The following is a 19,282-nucleotide window of genomic DNA, read 5'->3' as shown; positions in this document are numbered from 1 at the left end:
ATCAACGCCGGCTGAAGCGAACATGAATCGCAATTGATAAGGACTGTCTAACATCGATATTATTTGATAACCTTTATCATTTGACAATAACTTTTATTTAGCCGCTAACCCATAGGAAAAATCCCCATGTGGTGTCAGCCCAGGAATTACCACCTTCTCTACCTGCTGGCGTTGCCGGCAGTAGCGCCGCAGGCCATCGCCGGCCCGGTCGAGCAGGCTGTCGGCGAACGCGTCGAGGTTCAGGAACAGGCCGAGCGCTCGGAGCAGGAAGTCGATCAGCTCGCCGACGAAACCGAGACCATGGAACAGGAATACCGCGATACCCTGCGCAAGATTGAGAATGCCAAATCCTACAACGAGCAGTTGCGCAAGCAGGTCGAACAGCAGAATCAGCGTCTGGCCTCGTTCGAGCGGCAACTGAACGAGGTTGAGGAGACCCAGCGCAATATCGTGCCGCTGATGTCGCGCATGATCGAAGTGCTCGACGAAATGATCGAGGTCGACACCCCGTTTCTGCCGCGTGAACGTGAGGCGCGCCTGAGCGCACTCAAGGAAATGATGTATCGCCCGGACGTTAACCTGCCCGACAAGTTCCGCCGCATCATGGAAGCTTACCAGATCGAGATGGACTATGGCCGCAACATGGAGGTTTACGAGGGCGAACTCGAACGTGACAACGGCGACCGGCTGACCGTGGAGTTCCTGCGGGTGGGCCGCGTCGGCCTCTATTACCAGACCCTGGACGGTCAGGAGTCCGGCTACTGGGACGACGAGAACAACCGCTGGCAGACCCTGTCGCAGGACTTCAATGCCGCCATCAGCAAGGGCCTGAAAATCGCACGTAAGGAAGCACCACCGGATTTCTTCAGGATACCGGTCCCGGCGCCGGAGCAAGCCGAATGAAAAAACAGACACTGACCCTACTTCTGGGCCTTTGCGGCTGGCTCGCCACCGCCCCGGCACAGGCCCAGAGTCTCGATCAGCTGGTCGAGCAAGTACGCCAGGAAAGCGCTACTGAAAAACGCGAGTTCAACCAGCGGCTGGAAGAATTCCGCAACGCCCGCGACGAACAGCAGCAGATGCTGGAACAGGCCCGCGCCGAGCTGGCCGCGCTGGAAGGCGAAAGCGAGTCGTTGCGTGAGGAATTCGAAAGCAACGCCGAAAACATCAAGGCGCAGGAAGCACAGCTGAAAGAACGCATGGGCTACCTGGACGAGCTGCATGGCGTCATACGCCAGATTGCCGGCGATATCCAGGCGTCACTGGAGAACTCTCTGGTATCGGCACAGATACCGGATCGCGCCGAATTCGTCGAACAGCTGGCCACCAGCGAAGAACTGCCGTCGCTGGATGAAATCCGCCGGCTCTGGCAAATGACCCTTGACGAAATTGCCGCCGCCGGCGCTGTAACACAATTCAATGCTCCAGTGATCAATCTCCAGGGCGAAAAACAACAACGCCAGGTCACCCGGATCGGTACCTTTGTGGCGCTGGCCGATGGCAAGTACCTGCGCTATCTGGAAGACGGCGGCAAGCTGGTCGAACCGCAGCGCCAGCCCAGCAACCGCTATCTGGCTCAGGCGCGGGCACTCGAAAGTGCCGAGGATGGCATGCACCCGGTAGCCATCGACCCCACCCGGGGCAGTCTGCTGGCCCTGCTGGTGCAATCGCCGGATCTCACCACTCGTATCCAGCAGGGTGGCATCGTCGCTTACGTGATTCTCGCATTGGCCCTGATCGGCCTGCTGGTCGCCATCGAACGTTTCTTCGTACTGTCGAGCGCCTACCGCAAGGTTCGCCGGCAATTGCGTGACAAGAGCCCGGGCAACAACCCGCTCGGACGCATCATGCAGGTCTATTTCGACAACAAGCACGTCGACACGGATACGCTGGGGCACAAGCTGGACGAGTCAATACTGCGCGAGATCAACCCGCTGCAGCGCGGGCTCGGCACGATCGCCATTCTCGCCGCGGTTACGCCGCTGCTCGGGCTACTTGGCACCGTTACCGGCATCATCGAGACATTCCAGTCGATCACGCTGTTCGGCACCGGCGACCCGAAGCTCATGTCGGCCGGCATATCCGAGGCCTTGGTGACGACTGCACTGGGTCTGCTGGCAGCCATTCCGCTGCTACTGATTCACAGCTTCCTGTCGTCAAAGAGTAACGCCATCATCCAGATACTGGACCAGCAAAGTGCCGCCTACGTTGCAGTACTGGCCGAAGGCGAACACAAGGCTGCCACTGGCAAGTAACCCATGCCTGAGTACGTCGAGCAACTGATTGTTTTCTTCGAGCGCGGCGGCCCCGTGCTGGTTGGCATTCTGTGCGTCTCGACTCTGCTGTGGATACTGATCCTCGAGCGCTACTGTTTCCTGTATTTCACCTATCCAAAACGGTTACGGTCGATCATTCAACGCTGGCAACAGCGTTCAGACAAGAGTTCGTGGCATGCACTGCGACTGCGCGAAGGGCTGTCTGCAGAGATCAATCTGGCCCTACAGTCCTACCTGACGCCGATCCAGACGATCACGCAGATACTGCCACTGCTTGGCCTGCTTGGCACGGTCACCGGCATGATTGCGATTTTCGACGTCATTACCGTGTTCGGCACCGGCAACGCCCGCGGCATGGCCGACGGCATTGGCCGGGCGCTGCTTCCGACCACGGCCGGGCTGACCACCGCCATTGCCGGACTGTATTTCAGTGCCAATCTGCGCCACCGCGCCAAGGTCGAACGCCAGCGCGCGCAGGACCAACTCAACATAAGCGAATAATATGCGACCGTCCCATACACAGCGTGACAGTACCGATGTCGGCGTCAATCTGACACCGTTGATCGACATGGTATTCATCCTGCTGATCTTCTTTCTGGTCACCGCCTCGTTTACCAAGGAATCCGGTATCGATGTTGACCGGCCATCGGCGGAAACCGCCAATCGCCAGGAACGCGGCAACCTGGTCATAGCCATCAGCCAGAACGGCGAGATTTGGATCGATAACAACCAGGTCGACATCCGTTCGGTACGCGCCCATGTACAGAGACTTCATGCCCAGAATCCGGAAGGCACGGTAATCATCACGGCCGACAAGCAGTCACGCAGTGGTCTCATGGTCGATGTAATGGACCAGGTGCGGCTGGCCGGTGTCAGTAATATCGCCATTGCTGCCAAACGGCCCGGCACCGGCAATTAACAACCATCCGACGCAGCGGCCATGAGCCTGAGATTTCCCCTGATCATCATCGCGGCAGTGATACTCAACCTGCTGCTGTTTTATTTCATTCAGGAACTGGTCAGCGGCGATCAGGACGGCATGCAGGATTACGAGGATGTACAGTTCGTCGACTTTGTCCGCATGCGTGAGGAGGAACCGGAACCGGAGCCGGAACGCAAGGAAGAGGAACCGCCGGAACCGCCGGACGAACCCGAACCGCAGCAACAGCCGGAAATGGCTGAACCGGAGGCGCCCGAACCGCAGCAGCAGGCACAGCCCAGCGTATCGGCGCCCAATATCGATATTCCCATGGGTATCGATGGTGTGCCCTATGTCGGCGATTTCATGAAGTCACCGACGCCGGAACCGCAGAAACCGGATACATCAGGCGTACTTACCGACATTCAGCCCACCTCCAAGGTGCCGCCACAGTACCCGCCACGTGCCCTGCGTTCCGGCATTGAGGGCAGCGTCACCGTCGAATTCACGATCACCACAGACGGCACGGTCAAGGATCCGGAAATCGTCGCGGCCGACCCCGAACACATTTTCAATGATGCCGTATTACGCTCGATTCGGCGCTGGAAATTCGAAAAACAGCGCGTTGACGGCGAAGTGGTGGAACGCCGTGCGCGCCAGGTCGTGCGTTTCAAACTGCAATGATGATCATGCCTTCCATTAACAGTCTTTCATTCCGGTGCCCTGCCCTGCTACTGGCCATGATGTTGCTGCTGGCCAGTGCTACTGCCAACGGCCAGTCACGGGAGGACGAGGACGGCGAATATCTGCTCTCGGAACCCACCTACAACGCGCTGAACAAAATCAACGAACAACTGCAGGACGGAAACTACAATGGCGCACTGACCGCGTTGCGCAAGCTGGAACAGGCTATCGCGGCCGATGACGACTACGAACAGGCGGTAGTCAACCAGACATTCGGCTATGCCTACAATGGACTGGAACGCTACGATCAGGCCGCCGAAGCCTTTATTCAGGCCGTCGAAAGCAATGCCCTGCCCGCGGATGTCAGCCACCGGCTGACATATTTCATCGCCCAGCTGCTCGCCCAGACGGGCGACTACAATCGCGCCATCAGTTACCTGGAAGACTGGCTGGCCGCGGAAGACGATCCGGGCGTCGACGCCCATCGCTTGGCCGCCGGGCTTTACTATGAACTGAAAAATTATGCCGGTGTTATCGAACAGGCGCAGATGGCCATTCGCAAAAGCAAAAAGGCGAATGAAAACCTCTACCAGCTGTTACTGGCGGCCTACTTTGAAACGAATGACTACGGTCGGGCTGCCAATCTGCTTGAACGCATGCTGGAGTTATTCCCCGACAACCCGGACTACTGGAAACAGCTTGCCGCCAGCTACCAGTTTCTCGATCAGGATCGCAAGGTCTTGGCGGTTACCGAACTGGCCAACCGTCGCGGTTATCTGAACAGCCAAGAAAAGCTGAATCTCGCACGGCTGTACCTGTCCCAGCAGGCACCCTACCGCGCGGCCCGGTTTCTGGAACAGGAAATGGCCAACGGTCGTATCGAAAAAAACGCCAAGAACCTGAAGCTGCTGGCCGACAGTTTTCACCTGGCGCGTGAGACCGACGCAGCCATCGAGGCCTACGGCAACGCGGCCCGTGCCGCGGGCAACCCGGAACTGTACTTCCGTCAGGGCCAGCTGCTGGTGCAGGAGCAGCGCTGGCAGGAAGCACGCGACGCCCTGCAGCAGGCCTTGCAGAACAACGACCTGGATCACCGGGCCATGGCCCATCTGTTGTTGGGCATGTCCGCCTATCACCTCGAGGACTATGAACGCGCCAGTAATGCCCTGAAACGCGCGCGTGAATATGACAAGACCCGCTCGCAGGCCGACTACTGGCTCCGGCAAATCGAAGAACGTTCGGAACGCGATTAATACAGCAAGGGTGGCGCGGGTTGACTGCGTCTGCGCAGAACCGGTTTATGGAATCGGCCGGCGACTCGAAACCCTAGACGTCAAAAGCCTCGAGAGCGCGAATCAGATCGCCGGCCTGCTGATAACGATCTTCCGGCTTCTTCGCCAGACAGCGCTCCAGAATCGGCTGGTACTGCTGCAACGAGGCATCCAATTGTGGTATCGGCGCATGCACATGCTGGTATATCAAAGAGGCCGGTGAATCAGCCTGGAACGGTTTCCTGCTGGTCAGCAGTTCGTAGAAAAGTACACCGGCGCTGTAGATGTCCGAGCGCGTATCGATTTCGTAGCCCTGGCCCTGCTCCGGGCTCATGTAATGTGGTGTCCCCAGCACCTTACCAATGGTCGTCAGTTCGTTACGGCTGTTGAGCCGCTTGGAGATGCCGAAATCGGCTATCGCCAGGCTGTCGTCGCCGCGAAACATGATATTGGCCGGCTTGAGATCGCGGTGGATGATACCAGCCCGGTGGATAACATCCAGACCATAGGCGACGTGGGTCATATAGGACACGGCGACTTCCTCGTGGATGCCATGTTCAAGCCGCTGCTTGAGATCGCCGCGCGAGAAAAACTCCATGGCAATGTAGCCGTACTTTTGCGTCACGCCATGTTCATGCACCTTGACGATAAACGGACTGCTGATGTTCGCAATTAACTCGGCTTCCTGGATGAAACGTCGCAACAGGTGATGTTCAATGTCCTGGATATCCAGAACCTTCAGCACCAGTGACAAACTGTCGCTGGCACGTTCGGCCAGATAGACATGCGACATGGCACCCTTGCCGATCAGACGCACCAGCTTGTAATCGCTGGTGGACTTGCGCGGGGTGAGCGTATCGCCCTTACGCAGCTGATCAACAATCCGTTCATCCTGCGCCAACTGTGCCTGCTGTTCGGCGGTTCTCTCCGCATTCACATTCAGCGCGTCATGGATCAGCTGTGACAGGCGCTTCGGCGAGACGTCCTTTTTGTTGATATAGTCGGCGGCGCCGAGCTTGATCGCCCGGGCTGCGACATATTCATCGCCTTCGGCGGTAAGAATAATCGTCGGCGGAAATCCGGCGCGCTTGCCAAAAGACTTCAGCCACTCAAGACCGTCCTCGGTCGCGCTCAGCTTGTAATCCAGCAACACGACATCATAGGACGTCCAGTCGTAGTCATCGGCCGGGCGTCCATTGCGCGGGAAGTCATAGTCGATAACGTTGTAGTCGCCGTCTGCCTTTCCCAGGTAGAGTCGCAACAGCGACACGAAGTCGGACGAATCATCAATGATCAATACGTTCATGCGGATAGCACTGGTCCTGTCCCCTGACTGGCAGTCATTATGCCTGCCGTCGCAGGGCGATGCTATCGACCGTGCACGGCGGTCTCCGCGGCGGGTTGCTCGTCGCGATCACTGTCCGACGTGAAATTGCCGAAGCGGTAGAGAATCACCGGCAGGACCAGCAGGTTGAGCAGCGTTGACGACGCCAGCCCGCCGATGATAATCGCGGCCATCGGTCCCATGATCTCGCGGCCGGCGTTATCGCTGTCAAAAGCAATCGGCAGCATGGCGAGCGCCGTGACGAGCGCCGTCATGAGGATCGAGGGCAGCCGCTCCTGGGCGCCACGGACGAGCGTATCGACATTCCACGGCTGCTGTTCCTGTTGGATCAGGTGTTGGTAATGCGAGAGCAGCATGATCGAGTTGCGTACGGTGATACCGAACAGCGTGATAAAACCGACCAGTGAGCCCACCGACAGTGTGCCGCCGGTCACCAGTGCTGCGATCACACCGCCAACCAGTGAAAACGGCACGTTGACCAGGGTCAGCAACATGTGCCGCAGACTGCCGATGGCGATGTAGATCAGCAGCAGCACGATGACGCTGACTAGCGCCGCGTGCAGGAGCAGATCGGCGCGTGCCTCGGCCTGTTCGACAGCCGCACCGGTGTACTCCGGATATGTGTCGGCAGCAAAGTCGACTTCTGCATGCAATTTCCGCTGTATCTCGTCGAGGAAGCCGGCGGTATCGCGGCCCTCGGCATTGGCGGTCACCGTCTGCAGCCGCTGACCGTCCTGGTGCAGGATATTGTAACGGCCATCAGTCTGGGTCAGGCTGGCAACGCGGTCCAGCGGGATCAGTTCACCGTCACTATTGCGCAACGGCAAAGTGCCAACATCGTGGATGTCGCGGCGCCGCGTCTCGTCAAGCATGACCGCGACTTCGTACAACCGGTTATCTTCACTGATGCGGCTGACCGTCTTGCCCTCGTAGGCCGTCTGTACGGTATTCAGCACCTCTACCGGCTGCAGTCCCCAGAATGCCAGGTTATCCATATCCAGTTTCATGCGCAGCAGCGGTGTGCCCGGCGACGAGCGCACCTGGACATCAGTGGCACCGTCGATGGCACGGATATGTTCGGCCACCTCCGCCGCCTTGCGATCCAGATAGTCGAGGTCGTTGCCATAGATATTTACGACCACCGGCGAAGAGTAGCCGGAAATGGTCTCGTCGACACGCTCGATCAAAAAGGTATTGGCCTCGTACAGCAGGCCGGGAAACTCGCGCAGGATCTCGCGCAGCCGATCGAGCACGGCCTGCTGCTCGCTACCGGACAGGCCGCGTTCCAGGTCGACCTCGAATTCACTGTAGTGGCTGCCGTAGGTATCGGCGCCGCGTTCGGCGCGGCCGGCCCACTGGGACACCGAGCGCACGCCGGGGATCTCGAGGAACTGCTCGGTCAGCTGGTTGCCGACGCGGATCGACTCGTTCAGCGAAGTGCCGGGCAGCAGCGTGGTGTGCACCATGTAATGGCCCTCGCGCAGTTCCGGCAGAAACTCGCCGCCCAGGCGCGGCAGGATTGCCGCGCCAATCAGGCAGACCACCAGGCTGGCACCGATGGCCAGCCCCGGCACCCGCGCCAGGCCGCGCAGTGTGGCCGCGTAAACCGGCTTGATGGCGGCAATCAGGGGCGGGTCCTTGTCACTCAGGTGGCTGCGCACCAGCAGCAGGTAACACAGTGCCGGCGTCACGGTCAGTGCCACCAGCAACGACATCAGGATCGCCAGAATGTAGGCAATACCCAGTGGCGCGAACAGCCGCCCGGCAACGCCGCCCAGGGTCAGCAACGGCACGAACACCAGGGCGACGATGAAGCTGGCATAGACCACCGAGCCGCGCACCTCCATGGAGGCTTCATAGACGACCTCCAGCGCCCGGCGCGGGCGATCGAGCAGACGATTTTCGCGCAAGCGCCGGAATATATTCTCGGTGTCGATGATGGCATCATCGACTACCTCGCCGAGTGCAATTGCCAGGCCGCCGAGCACCATGATGTTGAGATTCATGCCCAGTTCCAGCATCACGACCGCGGCACTGATCAGGGACAGCGGAATCGCCAGCGCCGATATCAGCGCGGTGCGCAGGTTGAACAGGAACAGCAATAGCACGACGATCACGAACAGGCCACCGATGAACAGATGGCCGCTGATGTTGGCGAGCGAATCCTCGATATAGTTGGCCGGGCGAAACAGTTCCGGGTACAGGGTGATGTCGCGGTCCGAGAGGATCGGCTCGAAGCCTGCCAGCACCTGTTCGACATTGCGTGAAACGGTCAGCGTGTTGGCACCGTACTGACCGATGATCATCATGACGATGCCGTCTTTGCCCATGATCGATCCGGCACCGATCGGCGGTGCCGCGGCCATCTCGATCTCGGCAACATCGCCTAGCTGGATGGGCCTGCCCTGCTGACGCTTGAGCACGACCTTGGCGAGCTCGGCGGCGCTGTCCGGCTGGCCTTCCATGCGCAGTGTAATGCGCTGGTTCTCGTTCTCGACGAAGCCGGCGCCGTAGATGCCGGTGGCCTGGCGGGCAGCGTCGATGACCTGCTGCACGCTGACACCATGACGGTCCAGCTGATCGGGCAGCAGCTGAATCTGCAACTGCCGGATCTCGCCGCCGAAGACATTGACGTCGGCAACGCCCTCGGCGCTCATGATGTTCGGCACCAGGGTCCAGTCGACCAGGTCGCGCAGCTCCATCAGACTGTATTCGTCCGAGGTCAGACCGATGGTCTGTACGGTCGCCGATGACGAGGCCAGCGGTACTGGCACCGGAACCTCAACGCCCGGCGGCAACTGCTTGCCGACGCCGGCGAGTCGCTCGGTGACCAGCTGGCGGTTGCGGTAGACATCGGTATGTTCGGCGAACACCATCGTGATCACCGACAGTCCCTGGATCGATTCCGAGCGCACGTATTCCAGGTCCACGATGCCGGCCAGCGCCTGCTCGATCGGCTGCGTCACCAACACCTCGACCTGTTCGGCGGTCAGTCCCGGCGCCTCGGTCTGGATGGTGACCAGTTTCGGCGCAAACTCCGGAAAGATGTCGAGGCCGGCGTTCATCAGTCGATAGCCGCCATAGGCCATGGCGACCACCGCCAGCATCAGGATGACGCCGCGAAAGCGTATGGAAAAACGAACCAGGGCCGCCAGCATGCGCTATCTTCCGCTCAGTCGTCGTCTTCGTCGGGAATCTGCCAGCGGTACTCTTCTGACAGCAGCATTTGCGCGCCGCGCGTGACAATGCGCTCACCCGCGGCGATCTGCTCGGCCGGCACGAACCAGCCCCGACCCTGGCGTACCGGCTCATCGAGTACGCGCCGATAAAAGAACGTCTCGCCGTCCTGCAGGTAAACCCACGGCTGGCCGGCCTGCCAGACGACGGCCTCGGCCGGTATATGCACCCCATCGATGATCTCGCCGGTTACCGGAATCCAGGTCCGGATGCGCATGCCGACGCGCAGCTTGTCCGCGCCGCTGCGGAAATAATAGGTTTCCCCCTGCAGGCTGGGATCGGTACGCGCGGCCACGGACACGTAATAGGCCTTGCGCGCATTGAGGCGGTCGTCACTGCGATTGACGTAGATGACGCGGGTCGTACTGGGCATGGACTGGTCGCGGCCCAGCGACACTTTCAGCAACACCTCCTGGCGTTGCAGCAATTGCTGGAAATGACCATTGTCGCTGTCACCGTCCAGCACCCAGTCGGCCAGCGTCCCGCCCCAGGTCTGCGTGACCTCGTCGCGCAGGCTGGCGACCTGCTGGCGCTGGGCAGCGAGACGCGCCGCGGCGGAGTCGAGCTCGGCGCGGCTTTGCTCCAGCTGGCTGGTGGAAATATTGGCATCGTCCTTGTGCAGCAGCTGCAGACGCTCATGGCTGGCACGCGACTGGCGCAGCTTGACCTCACTGATACGGATATCGGCACGCAACGCCCGGTAACGGCTGCGCAGGTCGAGCAACGGCTTGATATCGACCACTTCAGCCAGTGCCTCGATTTCCGGGCGGTACTGCATGGGGTCGGCCGGCTGTGTGCGCAGGCCGCTGAGCGCCTGCGTTGCCGGCGGCAGTTCAATGCCGAGTACGCCGTCACGATGGTGCAGGCGCGACGGCACATCGTCATCATCGTCGTCGTCATCCGCCACCGCGGCCGATTTCGCCGCCTCCGGCGCCAGCAATCCGGCCAGCATCTGCTGGCCCGCCGGTGTCGCGAACACGACCACCAATGCCACTACAAGCACTGTCCCCAGCAGCCATTTCATGGATTCGTCTCCCCTTCAGTGCCGGCCGCTCCGGCGGCAATGGCGGCGTTGTCTTTATCAACCAGATCGGCAACCACGGCAGCAGTCCGATTGGACGCGTTCAGTTCATGTTGCAGCGTCTGTTCCAGTGCGGCATGGGCGCTGAGTAACGCGGCGCGGCTGTCGACCAGCGCCTGATCCGCCTCGGCGGCCACCTGACGGGCGCGCAGAAACTGCAGGCGGTCGGCATAGCCGGCCTCGAACTGCCGGCGCATCTGCTCGGCGTGCCGATCTGCCTCGGCCTTGAGTTCCTGTGCCTCGCGGTTGGTCTGCCGGCGCCCGAGATACTCGCTGCGGGCATTAGCCACACGCGCGATGACGCCGGCCTGCAGGTCGATAAAGCGGGCCTGCAGCAAGCGCCGCCGGGCCATGGCTTCAGCGATTTCGCCCTGGTGATTGTGAAACAGTGGCAACACCCAGGCCGAGCCGAGTTCCCAGACATTATCGCTCTGGTCGAAGACAAAGCCCGGCGACAGGTTGATGTCCGGATACTGCTTTTCTATCTGCAACCGCAACGCCGCTTCCTGGGCGGCATATTCGAGCAGGGCCATGCGGATGTCGTAACGCTCGCGCAGTGCCAGGCCCTGGACATCCGCCACCGGCACCGACTCGGCGGCCGGTAATGCCGCGGCATCCGGTAATTCAATATCGATCGTCGCCAGCTTGTCGGGGGTGATCCCGATTGCCGCGGCCAGCCGGTTGCGTGCGGCCACCACCTGGCGACGCTGTTCACTCAGGCCGAGCCGCAGGCGCTGCAATTCGAGCCGGTTCCGGTTCAGTTCAAACGCGGCCATCTGACCGAGTTCCTGACGCCGGCCAAGCAGCTGCTGTGTGGCCTCGACCACCTCGATACGCCGCTGTAACGACTCGCTGCCGGCACGCGCAACGGCCAGCGACGCCAGTGCCTGACGCACCTGACCACGTACCTGCCAGGCGACTTCATCGACGGCGATGCGCGCCGCTGCGCTTTGTAATTCGGCGCGTTCGATTCGTGCGGCGCGCTTGCCGCGGCGTTCAAACACCAGGTCAAACACCAGACCGATCATCCATGGCGACTGGCCATCACCCGTATCGGTATGCCATTCCAGCGGCACATTCAGATTGGGGTTGATACGCTGGGCGGCGGTGACCTCGCCGGCCTGCTGCAGGCGCCATTCGGCCAATGCCACCTGCATATCGGGATTCAGGTACAGCGCTGCCAGTACCAGTGCCTGTTCATCCCAGACCAGTGACTGGCCATCATCCGCCGGCCTGCCATGTGCGCGCATGAACTTGCGCAACGCCGGTGCATCTAGGCTGCGGTCGGCCAGTTCGCTGTAGGTCTGACGCACCTGTAATGGCTGCGGCTCGTAACTCTGCAGTGCGCAACCGGCCACCAGTAGCAGCAGCAATAACAGCACGGCCAGGCGAACGGGCGGACAGACCGCGGCTTGGTGTCGTACCAACATGGCTTAGGGCACAGCCGAACCCAACGGCAATAAACTATTCATAGCCAATCTGCCAGTATTCGCGATTGGCTTCATGAACCTCACCGGTAGCCGCATCGATCTCCACTTTCATTTCCGTACCGTCATCCTGGCGGATATCGAATTCATAGACGGCGCGGCCATCGCTTTCGATTTCATACTCGGTTTCAACGATGACACCGGGATACGCCTGGCGCGCAATCTCCCGGGCGCTTTGTTCCGACACCGTGGCGACTTCCTGGAACAACGGATGCCGCGGCGTCGTGACTTCCTGTTCGATCTCGATGATCTCGCCGCTGTCGGCATCGCACTCGATATCCCAGTCCCGGGCATTATTGTCGCGGATATCGAATTCATATACCGGTCCGCCGGCCTCGCGTTTCATCTCCACCTTGATGACCCGACCGGCACGCTCGGCCAGCGCCGCTGCCATGCAGGTTTCCAGATGGACCTTGCCGTGCAGCAATTCCGCCGACTCCTGCGCATCGGCGTAAACCGGCGCCATGGTCATGACAACGCTAACCAACGAGACTGAAATTAACCTGAACATATTGAATCCCTATCGGTAAGTGGCAGGATGGAGCATGTTCCCTTCAGTACAAGCAGCGCCGCGTGCATACGCCAATGGCCGTTATGGCATGGCGCTGTTTTGCACCCGCGAGCTGTGAATTATTTTTATTTCTCAGAGTCTGGTAAAAATATGCGTAATCGCACCGCAATATCCAGTCTGACGCGCGGCCTGTGTCTGCTTATCTGCAGCTCGATCGTTACGCCAAGTCACGCTGATAAACATCATAATGGCAAAGGGGCTGGCGGGGAAATCGAGCACATCTGCGCGCCATTCACGACGACTGCCAGTGGCAGCGTCGAAGCCAGTAATGTCCCTTACAGTGACAGCGTATTCTGGCGTATTGACGGCGGCGACAAGCCCAGCTACATCCTCGGTACCGTGCATTCCCAGGACCGCCGGGTTGCCCAGCTGTCACCGGCACAGCGATTGCGACTGGCACGAAGCGATCGCCTGCTGATCGAGGTCGTGCCCGACCCGGCTGCCAATCGCCGCTACCTGAATGCCATGTACGCGGATGACGGTACCGGCCTCGATGAACGGCTGCCTGCCCCCCTCTATCGGCGGCTGAGGCGTATTGCCAGCGATTACGGCCTGCCGACCGAACGGGTCGCTGACCTGAAGCCCTGGGCCGCATTCAGCCAGATTGGCCGACCGCAACCGGTTTCCGGGCCGACCCTGGACCAGCGCATCCATGAAACCGCCATGCGCATGGACAAGCCGATCCACGGACTGGAAAAGATGGCGGAATTGATCGACACGCTGGCGTCACTGCCCATGGACGATCAGATGGTGATCCTGAAGGATACGATCTGTAACCACACGCGCATTGTTCGGGAAAGCAAGACCCTGGTTGATCACTACCTGGCGGACGATCTGGCCGGCATGGTCGCCTTCAACAAGCAGCCGCATTACGACGAGGCGGTCTTCGAGCGCTTTATGCAGACCATGGTCTATGATCGTAACCGGCGCATGTTCGAGCGCCTGCAACCGCACCTGGCGCCGGGCGGCAATTTCATCGCCCTGGGCGCGTTACATCTACCGGAGGAAGACGGCCTGCTGGCGCTGATTGAGGCTGCCGGCTACAGCGTCGAACCGGTCAATTAGAGCCGGCCAGCGATCATTTACTGTCATCTTTCTGGTATTTCGCCTTCCATTCGCTGTAGGGCATACCGTAGATGATCTCGCGCGCCTGCTCATAGTCCATCTCGAGACCGCGTTCCTCGGCTGCCGCCCGGTACCACTTGGACAGGCAGTTGCGGCAGAAACCCGCCAGGTTCATCAGGTCGATGTTCTGGACCTCGGTGTGCTCGCGCAGGTGGCTGACCAGCTGGCGGAACGCCGCAGCTTCCAGCTCGGTTTGTGTCTTTTCGTCCATTATTCACACCTGTCGTTTGTTTCAGTGCCTTATTCCGTTATTATAACGCGTTCAAATTCCGCAATAACAGCCAGTTGGCACTTCGCGCATGAGCAACCCGGAACGCAGCAAACGTCATCAAATCGTTATCGTCGGCGGCGGTGCCGGCGGCTTGGAACTCGCCACCAAGCTGGGCGACAAGCTGGGCCGCAAGCAGCAGGCCGATATCACGCTAATCGATGCCGCCCTGACCCATCTCTGGAAGCCATTGCTGCACGAGGTGGCTGCCGGCACGATGAATTCCTACGAGGACGAGCTCAGTTACCTGGCGCAGGCGCACTGGCATCATTTCTACTTCCGGCTTGGCCGGGTCGGGGATCTGGACCGCGAACGGCGCGTCGTCTCCACCGAACCGACGCTGGATGAGGATGGCAACGTCTTCATTCCCAGCCGCGAGTTCCACTATGACACGCTGGTTTTCGCCGTCGGCAGCGAAACTAACGATTTCGGCGTCGAAGGCGTGCGCGAGCACTGCCATTTCATCGATCGCCGCAATCAGGCCGATGCCTTCCACCAGCACCTGCTGCGCTGTTTCTATAAGGCCCACACGCGCACCACGGATCTGCGTCCCGGCCAGCTCGGCATCGCCATCGCCGGTGCCGGCGCGACCGGCGTGGAACTGGCCGCCGAGCTGCACGACGCCACCCACCAGTTGGCCACGTTTGGCCTTGACGGCGTAAACCCGGACGAGGATATCCAGATATCGATACTCGAGGCCGCCGAACGGGTCCTGCCGGCGCTGCCGGAACGGCTGACCGACCAGGTCACCAACCAGCTGCACAAACTCGGCGTCGATGTCCTGACCAGCGAACGCATCGTCAAGGCAACGGCGGAGGGCTTTCATACCGAGAGCGGCCATTTCATACCGGCCGAGATCAAGGTCTGGGCCGCCGGCATCAAGGCACCCCAGTTCCTTGCCGAAATCGATGGTCTGGAGACCAATCGTGTCAACCAGCTGGCGGTCGAGCGGACCCTGCAGACCACCCGCGACGAGAATATTTTCGCCATCGGCGATTGTGCCGCCTGCCCGCAGGATGACGGCGAGTTCGTTCCGCCGCGCGCCCAGGCCGCGCACCAGCAGGCCGCCACCCTGGTGAAGACCATCCGCCGGCGGCTGCAGAATGAACCGCCGCTGAAATACACCTATGTTGATTACGGCTCGTTGATCAATCTCAGCCGTTACACCGCGGTAGGTAACCTCATGGGCGGCATCACGCGCAAATGGACAGGCAGTGTCGTGATCGAGGGTCTGATGGCGCGGCTGATGTATTTCTCACTGTACAAGATGCACCAGCTGGCCCTGCACGGCGCCGCCCGCGTGATCATGACCACCATCGCCAATGTGCTGACGCGCCGTGCCAAGCCGCGCATGAAACTGCATTAATCTCGTATCTCGTTATTCAACGAGGCTTGACCGCCAGGACAGTCAAGCCCGGCCCGCCCCACGAGATACGCTTCACGAATAACGAGATACGGGCGCGGCGCTTGCGCCGCGCCATTACATACCGAAAATCCGCTTCAGGTTGTCAAAGCCAGCCTGGTAGATGTCCTCGATGATCTTTACCGCCTCGTTTTCCGGCGCACCGGCGGGCTGGAAGGAACTCGACCATTCAATGATCGTACCGTTGCCGCTGGCGTCCTGGCGCACGCGGATGCTGGCGGTGTAATTGCTGACCGGCAGCGGGCTGTCGAGGATCGAATAGGTATACAGGTGCTCGTTGTCGTTGACCTGTTCGAGCTGCTCGACGATCGTGCCGCCACCAACCAGGCTCAGCTTGCGTACCTGGCCGCCGTTATCGAGTTCACTGTGTTCGATAGCCGGATGCCAGTCCGGCAACGCATTGAAGCGGCCGACCAGGTCCCAGACCTGTTGCGCCGGCACATCCAGCTCGGTCTGCATGCTGACTTTCGCCATAGCCTGTCTCCCCTGTCTCGCCAGGCGTGCCGGCAGACCCTTTAAAACTCAATCAGGCAGCGGCACGCTGGTCTGTCTTTATATTTCTGCCTTGCCTGAAGTATAGCGCCTCAACTATCGAAGCCGTGTTTTTTCATACGATAGCGCAAGGCCATGCGGGTAATGCCGAGTTCGCGGGCAGCCTGTGAAACGTTGCCTTCGGTGCGTTCCAGCGCCTGCTTGATGAGATTGTATTCCGCCTCTTCCAGCGTCGTATCTGCCGACAGCGCTTCACTACTGTCCGTAGTCGGTTCCGGGGGTCGCTCGCTGGCGTTGAGACCGAGGCCGGCACGGCTGATCTCGCCACCCGCCGACAACAGCACTGCGCGCTCGATGATATGGCGCAGTTCGCGGATATTGCCGGGCCAGTTGTAGTCCTGCATCGCCTGCTCGGCATCCTTGCTGAACTGCACCTGACCGAGCCCGTAACGCTTCGCCGTGCGATCGGCATAATGGCGTGCCAGCAGCAATATATCGTCACCGCGTTCACGCAGCGGTGGCAATCGCACGCTGAGCACGTTAAGCCGATAGTACAGGTCGGAACGGAATTCACCCTGCTCGACGAGCCGATCGATATCGCGATTGGTGGCGGCAATGAACCAGGCATCTACCGGCCGTTCCTGGGTGGTGCCGACACGCCGGACCACCCGGCGTTCCAGCACCGCCAGCAGTTTCGACTGCAGATCCAGCGGGATTTCGCCGATCTCGTCGAGAAACAGCACGCCGTCCTCGGCCGCCTCGATCAGGCCGGTCCGCGCACTGTGGGCACTGGTAAAAGCGCCCTTTTCGTGGCCGAACAGTTCCGCCTCGATCAGGTCCTTCGGCAACGAGGCACAGTCTACCTGTACGAAGGGCTGTTCCTGGCGCGCGCTGTGGTCATGCAGCAACCGCGCAAGCACATCCTTGCCGGTGCCGGTCTCGCCCAGGATCAGCACGGTCGGCGGCGGTGCATCGGTCTGCTGGCGGGTCAGCTCGGCAATACGCTGGATTTGCTCCTGAACCTGCTTGAGCGCCTCGCATTCGCCCAGGAACTGAACCGATTCGGCACTGGCGTGGCGCTCGCGCGTCGCCGAGTAGTCGAGCTTGCGGCTAAGCGTGGCCTTTTCCATTACCTTTTCAACGTTCAGCACCAGCTCGTCGAGATCCACCGGCTTTTTCAGGTAATCGGCCGCCCCCAGCTTCATCGCTGCAACCGCGTCCTCGAGCTCGCCGTAGGCCGACATCACCAGTACCGGAACCTGTGACTGCTGCTGTTCGCGCAGGTCGGCAAGGAAATCCAGCCCGGAGCCGTCCGGCAGGCGCATGTCGAGCAGGATCATGTCCGGTGTCTGCTCCTTGAAGTACCTGTAAGCACTTTTCAGGTCGCCAGCGATGCGGGTCTGGTAGCCATTGCGGTTGAGCCGTTTGGATACCGCCTTGGCCAGCACGGCTTCATCCTCAACGATGAGAATATCGGTCTTTTGTACCGGGACCTCGCTGCTCGTCGCGCTGGCGGTATTTTCGGCCATGGTATTGTTCAGCTTTCCTGTGTGGGTGAATCGTCTTCGCCACTCGTGTCCGCATCACTGACCACGGCCGTACTGGCGGTAATCGTGACTTCGGTACCGGTGTCTGTCTCGATATTGAAACGCAACTCCCAGCCGTGAGACTGGCAAATCTTGTAGGCGATCGGAATACCCAGGCCGGTGCCGAAACGCTTGGTGCTGGGGCCGGGGGCGAGATTGCCGGGCTGCGGAGAGAACGGCATGCCCGGACCACTGTCACGGATTCTCAGCCGGACCTGGCCGCTGCTGTCGAGCGCCTCCAAGCCCAGGGTCAAGCTGCCGCCGGCCGGCGATGCCTCGATCGCGTTGGACAGCAGACTGTAGATGGCCTGCTCCATCAGGTCCGGATCCGCAGACAGCTCACGGTCCTGGTCCCAGTCGAACTGCTCGAGCTCGAGTCCCTTTTCCTCCAGTTTCGGCTTCAATGGCCCCAGTGCCCCGGCGACCAGCTCGCTCATATAAACGCGGCGATAATGCGGCTCCAGCGGGTGCAGGTAACTGACCAGCGCACTGACCCAGCGACCGAGCCGGTCGATCGTGTCGATAATGGCCTGCTTGCTTTCGTGCAATTCCTCGGCGGTTTCGCTGCCATCGAGCACCTGGGCCGTGGCGCGAATGCTGGCCAGCGGATTACGGATATTGTGTGCCACCACCGGCACCAGTGCGCCAAGCGCGGCCTGTTTCTCGCTTTGTACCAGCGCATCACGGCTGGCAGCCAGGTCGCGGGCCATGCGGTTGATGGCACGAGCCAGGTCGGAGACTTCCTGCACGCCCTGCTCGGGAATCTCGTGGTCGAGCTTGCCGTGGCTGATGGTATCGGCACCGGACATGATGTGCTGCATCGGTACACGGAAACCGTGTTTCAGGCTGTAGCGGGTGTAAAACAGCAAGGCAATCACCAGTATCAGGGCCACCGGGATGAAGATGCGCGCCAGCTGCGTCCAGCGGTCCACCGTGGCATCGTTCTCCGCCTGCAGCTGATCGAGCAGTTGCTTGAAAGCCTTGTATTCCTGTTCATACTGGCCGACCATCTGCTCGGCGAAACGCGGATCGATCATGTTGATGCCGGCCGCCTGGGTCATGTACGGATCGCGAAATATATTGTTCATGTCCTTTTGCAGCACCCGGTAACTGTCACGCAGGTCGTCGATCGCACCACGTTCGCGCTCGACTTCCGTGAGTGCGTGCATTTGATTGAACATGTCATCGATGCGGCGCGAATAGTCGGCGTAACGCTTGACGGCCTGTTGCTCCTCGAGCAAACGCGCACGAATCATGGTCTGAATCTGGCGAAACAGGTCACTGCGTACCTGTTCGTTCAGTGCGGCAAGGTTGTTGAGGCGCACGGACTCGGATGACGTCTGTTGCCAGAAGTAGGCCGACAGGCCACCGATCAGGCCCGTGACCAGCACCAGGATCAAAAAGGCAACTTCATGAATAAAAAGAAGATTTTTCAGGGATTTCGGGCGCAGGGATATCATGATCGCGAGTATAACCAATCAGTCGGGTGGTTGATATAGACCATGTTCGAATCAACC

General features: G+C 60.3%; 17 protein-coding genes. 8 read left to right on the top strand and 9 right to left on the bottom strand.

Annotated elements, in window-relative coordinates; all coding sequences use genetic code 11:
* Nucleotides 1-126 precede the first annotated feature (126 nt).
* The 6 genes from J2T55_RS02780 to J2T55_RS02755 are packed head-to-tail and all read left to right on the top strand — an operon-like array spanning nucleotide 127 to nucleotide 5,132.
* Nucleotides 127-903: a DUF3450 domain-containing protein gene (locus J2T55_RS02780; protein WP_259054106.1), complete on the top strand. Its 777-nt coding sequence runs from the start codon at nucleotides 127-129 to the stop codon at nucleotides 901-903.
* Nucleotides 900-2,255, top strand: a complete 1,356-nt coding sequence (locus J2T55_RS02775; RefSeq protein ID WP_259054105.1) for a MotA/TolQ/ExbB proton channel family protein — start codon at nucleotides 900-902, stop codon at nucleotides 2,253-2,255. The genes J2T55_RS02780 and J2T55_RS02775 overlap by 4 nt, the downstream gene beginning before the upstream one ends.
* A 3-nt stretch (nucleotides 2,256-2,258) precedes the next feature.
* A complete protein-coding gene (locus J2T55_RS02770) occupies nucleotides 2,259-2,777 on the top strand; it encodes a MotA/TolQ/ExbB proton channel family protein (protein ID WP_259054103.1) in 519 nt (172 codons plus the stop codon).
* A gap of 1 nt (nucleotide 2,778) precedes the next feature.
* Nucleotides 2,779-3,195 carry an ExbD/TolR family protein gene (locus J2T55_RS02765; protein ID WP_259054101.1) on the top strand — a complete coding sequence of 139 codons (417 nt, stop codon included), beginning with the start codon at nucleotides 2,779-2,781 and terminating at the stop codon, nucleotides 3,193-3,195.
* Between the two features lie 21 nt (nucleotides 3,196-3,216).
* Nucleotides 3,217-3,879, top strand: coding sequence for an energy transducer TonB (locus J2T55_RS02760; RefSeq protein WP_259054100.1), 663 nt, complete (start codon nucleotides 3,217-3,219; stop codon nucleotides 3,877-3,879).
* Nucleotides 3,880-3,884: 5 nt separating this feature from the next.
* The gene (locus tag J2T55_RS02755) at nucleotides 3,885-5,132 is read left to right on the top strand and encodes a tetratricopeptide repeat protein (protein WP_259054099.1); all 1,248 of its coding nucleotides are present in this window, start codon (nucleotides 3,885-3,887) and stop codon (nucleotides 5,130-5,132) included.
* Nucleotides 5,133-5,205: 73 nt separating this feature from the next.
* Here J2T55_RS02755 and J2T55_RS02750 read toward each other — a convergent pair whose 3' ends face one another.
* From J2T55_RS02750 to J2T55_RS02730, 5 genes are all read right to left on the bottom strand, one after another.
* The gene (locus J2T55_RS02750; RefSeq protein ID WP_259054098.1) at nucleotides 5,206-6,456 is read right to left on the bottom strand and encodes a protein kinase domain-containing protein; all 1,251 of its coding nucleotides are present in this window, start codon (nucleotides 6,454-6,456) and stop codon (nucleotides 5,206-5,208) included.
* Between the two features lie 62 nt (nucleotides 6,457-6,518).
* Nucleotides 6,519-9,653 carry an efflux RND transporter permease subunit gene (locus J2T55_RS02745; RefSeq protein ID WP_259054097.1) on the bottom strand — a complete coding sequence of 1,045 codons (3,135 nt, stop codon included), beginning with the start codon at nucleotides 9,651-9,653 and terminating at the stop codon, nucleotides 6,519-6,521.
* 14 nt (nucleotides 9,654-9,667) lie between these two features.
* Nucleotides 9,668-10,756 (bottom strand): efflux RND transporter periplasmic adaptor subunit, encoded by a 1,089-nt coding sequence (locus J2T55_RS02740; protein ID WP_259054096.1) that lies wholly within the window; start codon nucleotides 10,754-10,756, stop codon nucleotides 9,668-9,670.
* Nucleotides 10,753-12,243, bottom strand: coding sequence for a TolC family protein (locus tag J2T55_RS02735; RefSeq protein ID WP_259054095.1), 1,491 nt, complete (start codon nucleotides 12,241-12,243; stop codon nucleotides 10,753-10,755). The genes J2T55_RS02740 and J2T55_RS02735 overlap by 4 nt, the downstream gene beginning before the upstream one ends.
* Before the next feature lie 34 nt (nucleotides 12,244-12,277).
* Nucleotides 12,278-12,772: a PepSY domain-containing protein gene (locus J2T55_RS02730; protein ID WP_259054094.1), complete on the bottom strand. Its 495-nt coding sequence runs from the start codon at nucleotides 12,770-12,772 to the stop codon at nucleotides 12,278-12,280.
* Nucleotides 12,773-12,961: 189 nt separating this feature from the next.
* Between J2T55_RS02730 and J2T55_RS02725 the strand changes: the two genes are divergently transcribed.
* The gene (locus J2T55_RS02725) at nucleotides 12,962-13,936 is read left to right on the top strand and encodes a TraB/GumN family protein (RefSeq protein ID WP_259054093.1); all 975 of its coding nucleotides are present in this window, start codon (nucleotides 12,962-12,964) and stop codon (nucleotides 13,934-13,936) included.
* A 13-nt stretch (nucleotides 13,937-13,949) separates the two neighbouring features.
* Here the strand turns inward: J2T55_RS02725 and J2T55_RS02720 are convergent, their stop codons facing one another.
* Complete coding sequence (locus J2T55_RS02720; protein WP_259054092.1) at nucleotides 13,950-14,207, bottom strand: DUF1244 domain-containing protein; 258 nt, start codon at nucleotides 14,205-14,207, stop codon at nucleotides 13,950-13,952.
* Between the two features lie 88 nt (nucleotides 14,208-14,295).
* Between J2T55_RS02720 and J2T55_RS02715 the strand changes: the two genes are divergently transcribed.
* Nucleotides 14,296-15,630, top strand: a complete 1,335-nt coding sequence (locus J2T55_RS02715; RefSeq protein ID WP_259054090.1) for an NAD(P)/FAD-dependent oxidoreductase — start codon at nucleotides 14,296-14,298, stop codon at nucleotides 15,628-15,630.
* 114 nt (nucleotides 15,631-15,744) lie between these two features.
* Here J2T55_RS02715 and J2T55_RS02710 read toward each other — a convergent pair whose 3' ends face one another.
* The 3 genes from J2T55_RS02710 to J2T55_RS02700 form a co-directional block, all read right to left on the bottom strand.
* On the bottom strand, nucleotides 15,745-16,161 hold the full coding sequence (locus J2T55_RS02710; RefSeq protein WP_259054088.1) for an SRPBCC family protein: 417 nt from the start codon (nucleotides 16,159-16,161) through the stop codon (nucleotides 15,745-15,747).
* A 110-nt stretch (nucleotides 16,162-16,271) separates the two neighbouring features.
* Nucleotides 16,272-17,708, bottom strand: a complete 1,437-nt coding sequence (locus tag J2T55_RS02705; protein WP_259054087.1) for a sigma-54-dependent transcriptional regulator — start codon at nucleotides 17,706-17,708, stop codon at nucleotides 16,272-16,274.
* Between the two features lie 8 nt (nucleotides 17,709-17,716).
* A complete protein-coding gene (locus J2T55_RS02700) occupies nucleotides 17,717-19,225 on the bottom strand; it encodes a sensor histidine kinase (protein WP_259054086.1) in 1,509 nt (502 codons plus the stop codon).
* Between the last annotated feature and the right edge of the window lie 57 nt (nucleotides 19,226-19,282).

Origin of the sequence: Methylohalomonas lacus (assembly GCF_024808875.1) — a bacterium.
Lineage (GTDB): Bacteria > Pseudomonadota > Gammaproteobacteria > Methylohalomonadales > Methylohalomonadaceae > Methylohalomonas > Methylohalomonas lacus.
This window is presented reverse-complemented; position numbering and strand designations above follow the sequence as displayed.

Excerpts from the sequence above, each read along its gene's own strand:
- J2T55_RS02780 (WP_259054106.1), top strand. The coding sequence starts at position 127 with ATGTGGTGTCAGCCCAGGAATTACCACCTTCTCTACCTGCTGGCGTTG.
- J2T55_RS02775 (WP_259054105.1), top strand. The coding sequence starts at position 900 with ATGAAAAAACAGACACTGACCCTACTTCTGGGCCTTTGCGGCTGGCTC.
- J2T55_RS02770 (WP_259054103.1), top strand. The coding sequence starts at position 2,259 with ATGCCTGAGTACGTCGAGCAACTGATTGTTTTCTTCGAGCGCGGCGGC.
- J2T55_RS02765 (WP_259054101.1), top strand. The coding sequence starts at position 2,779 with ATGCGACCGTCCCATACACAGCGTGACAGTACCGATGTCGGCGTCAAT.
- J2T55_RS02760 (WP_259054100.1), top strand. The coding sequence starts at position 3,217 with ATGAGCCTGAGATTTCCCCTGATCATCATCGCGGCAGTGATACTCAAC.
- J2T55_RS02755 (WP_259054099.1), top strand. The coding sequence starts at position 3,885 with ATGCCTTCCATTAACAGTCTTTCATTCCGGTGCCCTGCCCTGCTACTG.
- J2T55_RS02750 (WP_259054098.1), bottom strand. The coding sequence starts at position 6,456 with ATGAACGTATTGATCATTGATGATTCGTCCGACTTCGTGTCGCTGTTG.
- J2T55_RS02745 (WP_259054097.1), bottom strand. The coding sequence starts at position 9,653 with ATGCTGGCGGCCCTGGTTCGTTTTTCCATACGCTTTCGCGGCGTCATC.
- J2T55_RS02740 (WP_259054096.1), bottom strand. The coding sequence starts at position 10,756 with ATGAAATGGCTGCTGGGGACAGTGCTTGTAGTGGCATTGGTGGTCGTG.
- J2T55_RS02735 (WP_259054095.1), bottom strand. The coding sequence starts at position 12,243 with ATGTTGGTACGACACCAAGCCGCGGTCTGTCCGCCCGTTCGCCTGGCC.
- J2T55_RS02730 (WP_259054094.1), bottom strand. The coding sequence starts at position 12,772 with ATGACCATGGCGCCGGTTTACGCCGATGCGCAGGAGTCGGCGGAATTG.
- J2T55_RS02725 (WP_259054093.1), top strand. The coding sequence starts at position 12,962 with ATGCGTAATCGCACCGCAATATCCAGTCTGACGCGCGGCCTGTGTCTG.
- J2T55_RS02720 (WP_259054092.1), bottom strand. The coding sequence starts at position 14,207 with ATGGACGAAAAGACACAAACCGAGCTGGAAGCTGCGGCGTTCCGCCAG.
- J2T55_RS02715 (WP_259054090.1), top strand. The coding sequence starts at position 14,296 with ATGAGCAACCCGGAACGCAGCAAACGTCATCAAATCGTTATCGTCGGC.
- J2T55_RS02710 (WP_259054088.1), bottom strand. The coding sequence starts at position 16,161 with ATGGCGAAAGTCAGCATGCAGACCGAGCTGGATGTGCCGGCGCAACAG.
- J2T55_RS02705 (WP_259054087.1), bottom strand. The coding sequence starts at position 17,708 with ATGGCCGAAAATACCGCCAGCGCGACGAGCAGCGAGGTCCCGGTACAA.
- J2T55_RS02700 (WP_259054086.1), bottom strand. The coding sequence starts at position 19,225 with ATGATATCCCTGCGCCCGAAATCCCTGAAAAATCTTCTTTTTATTCAT.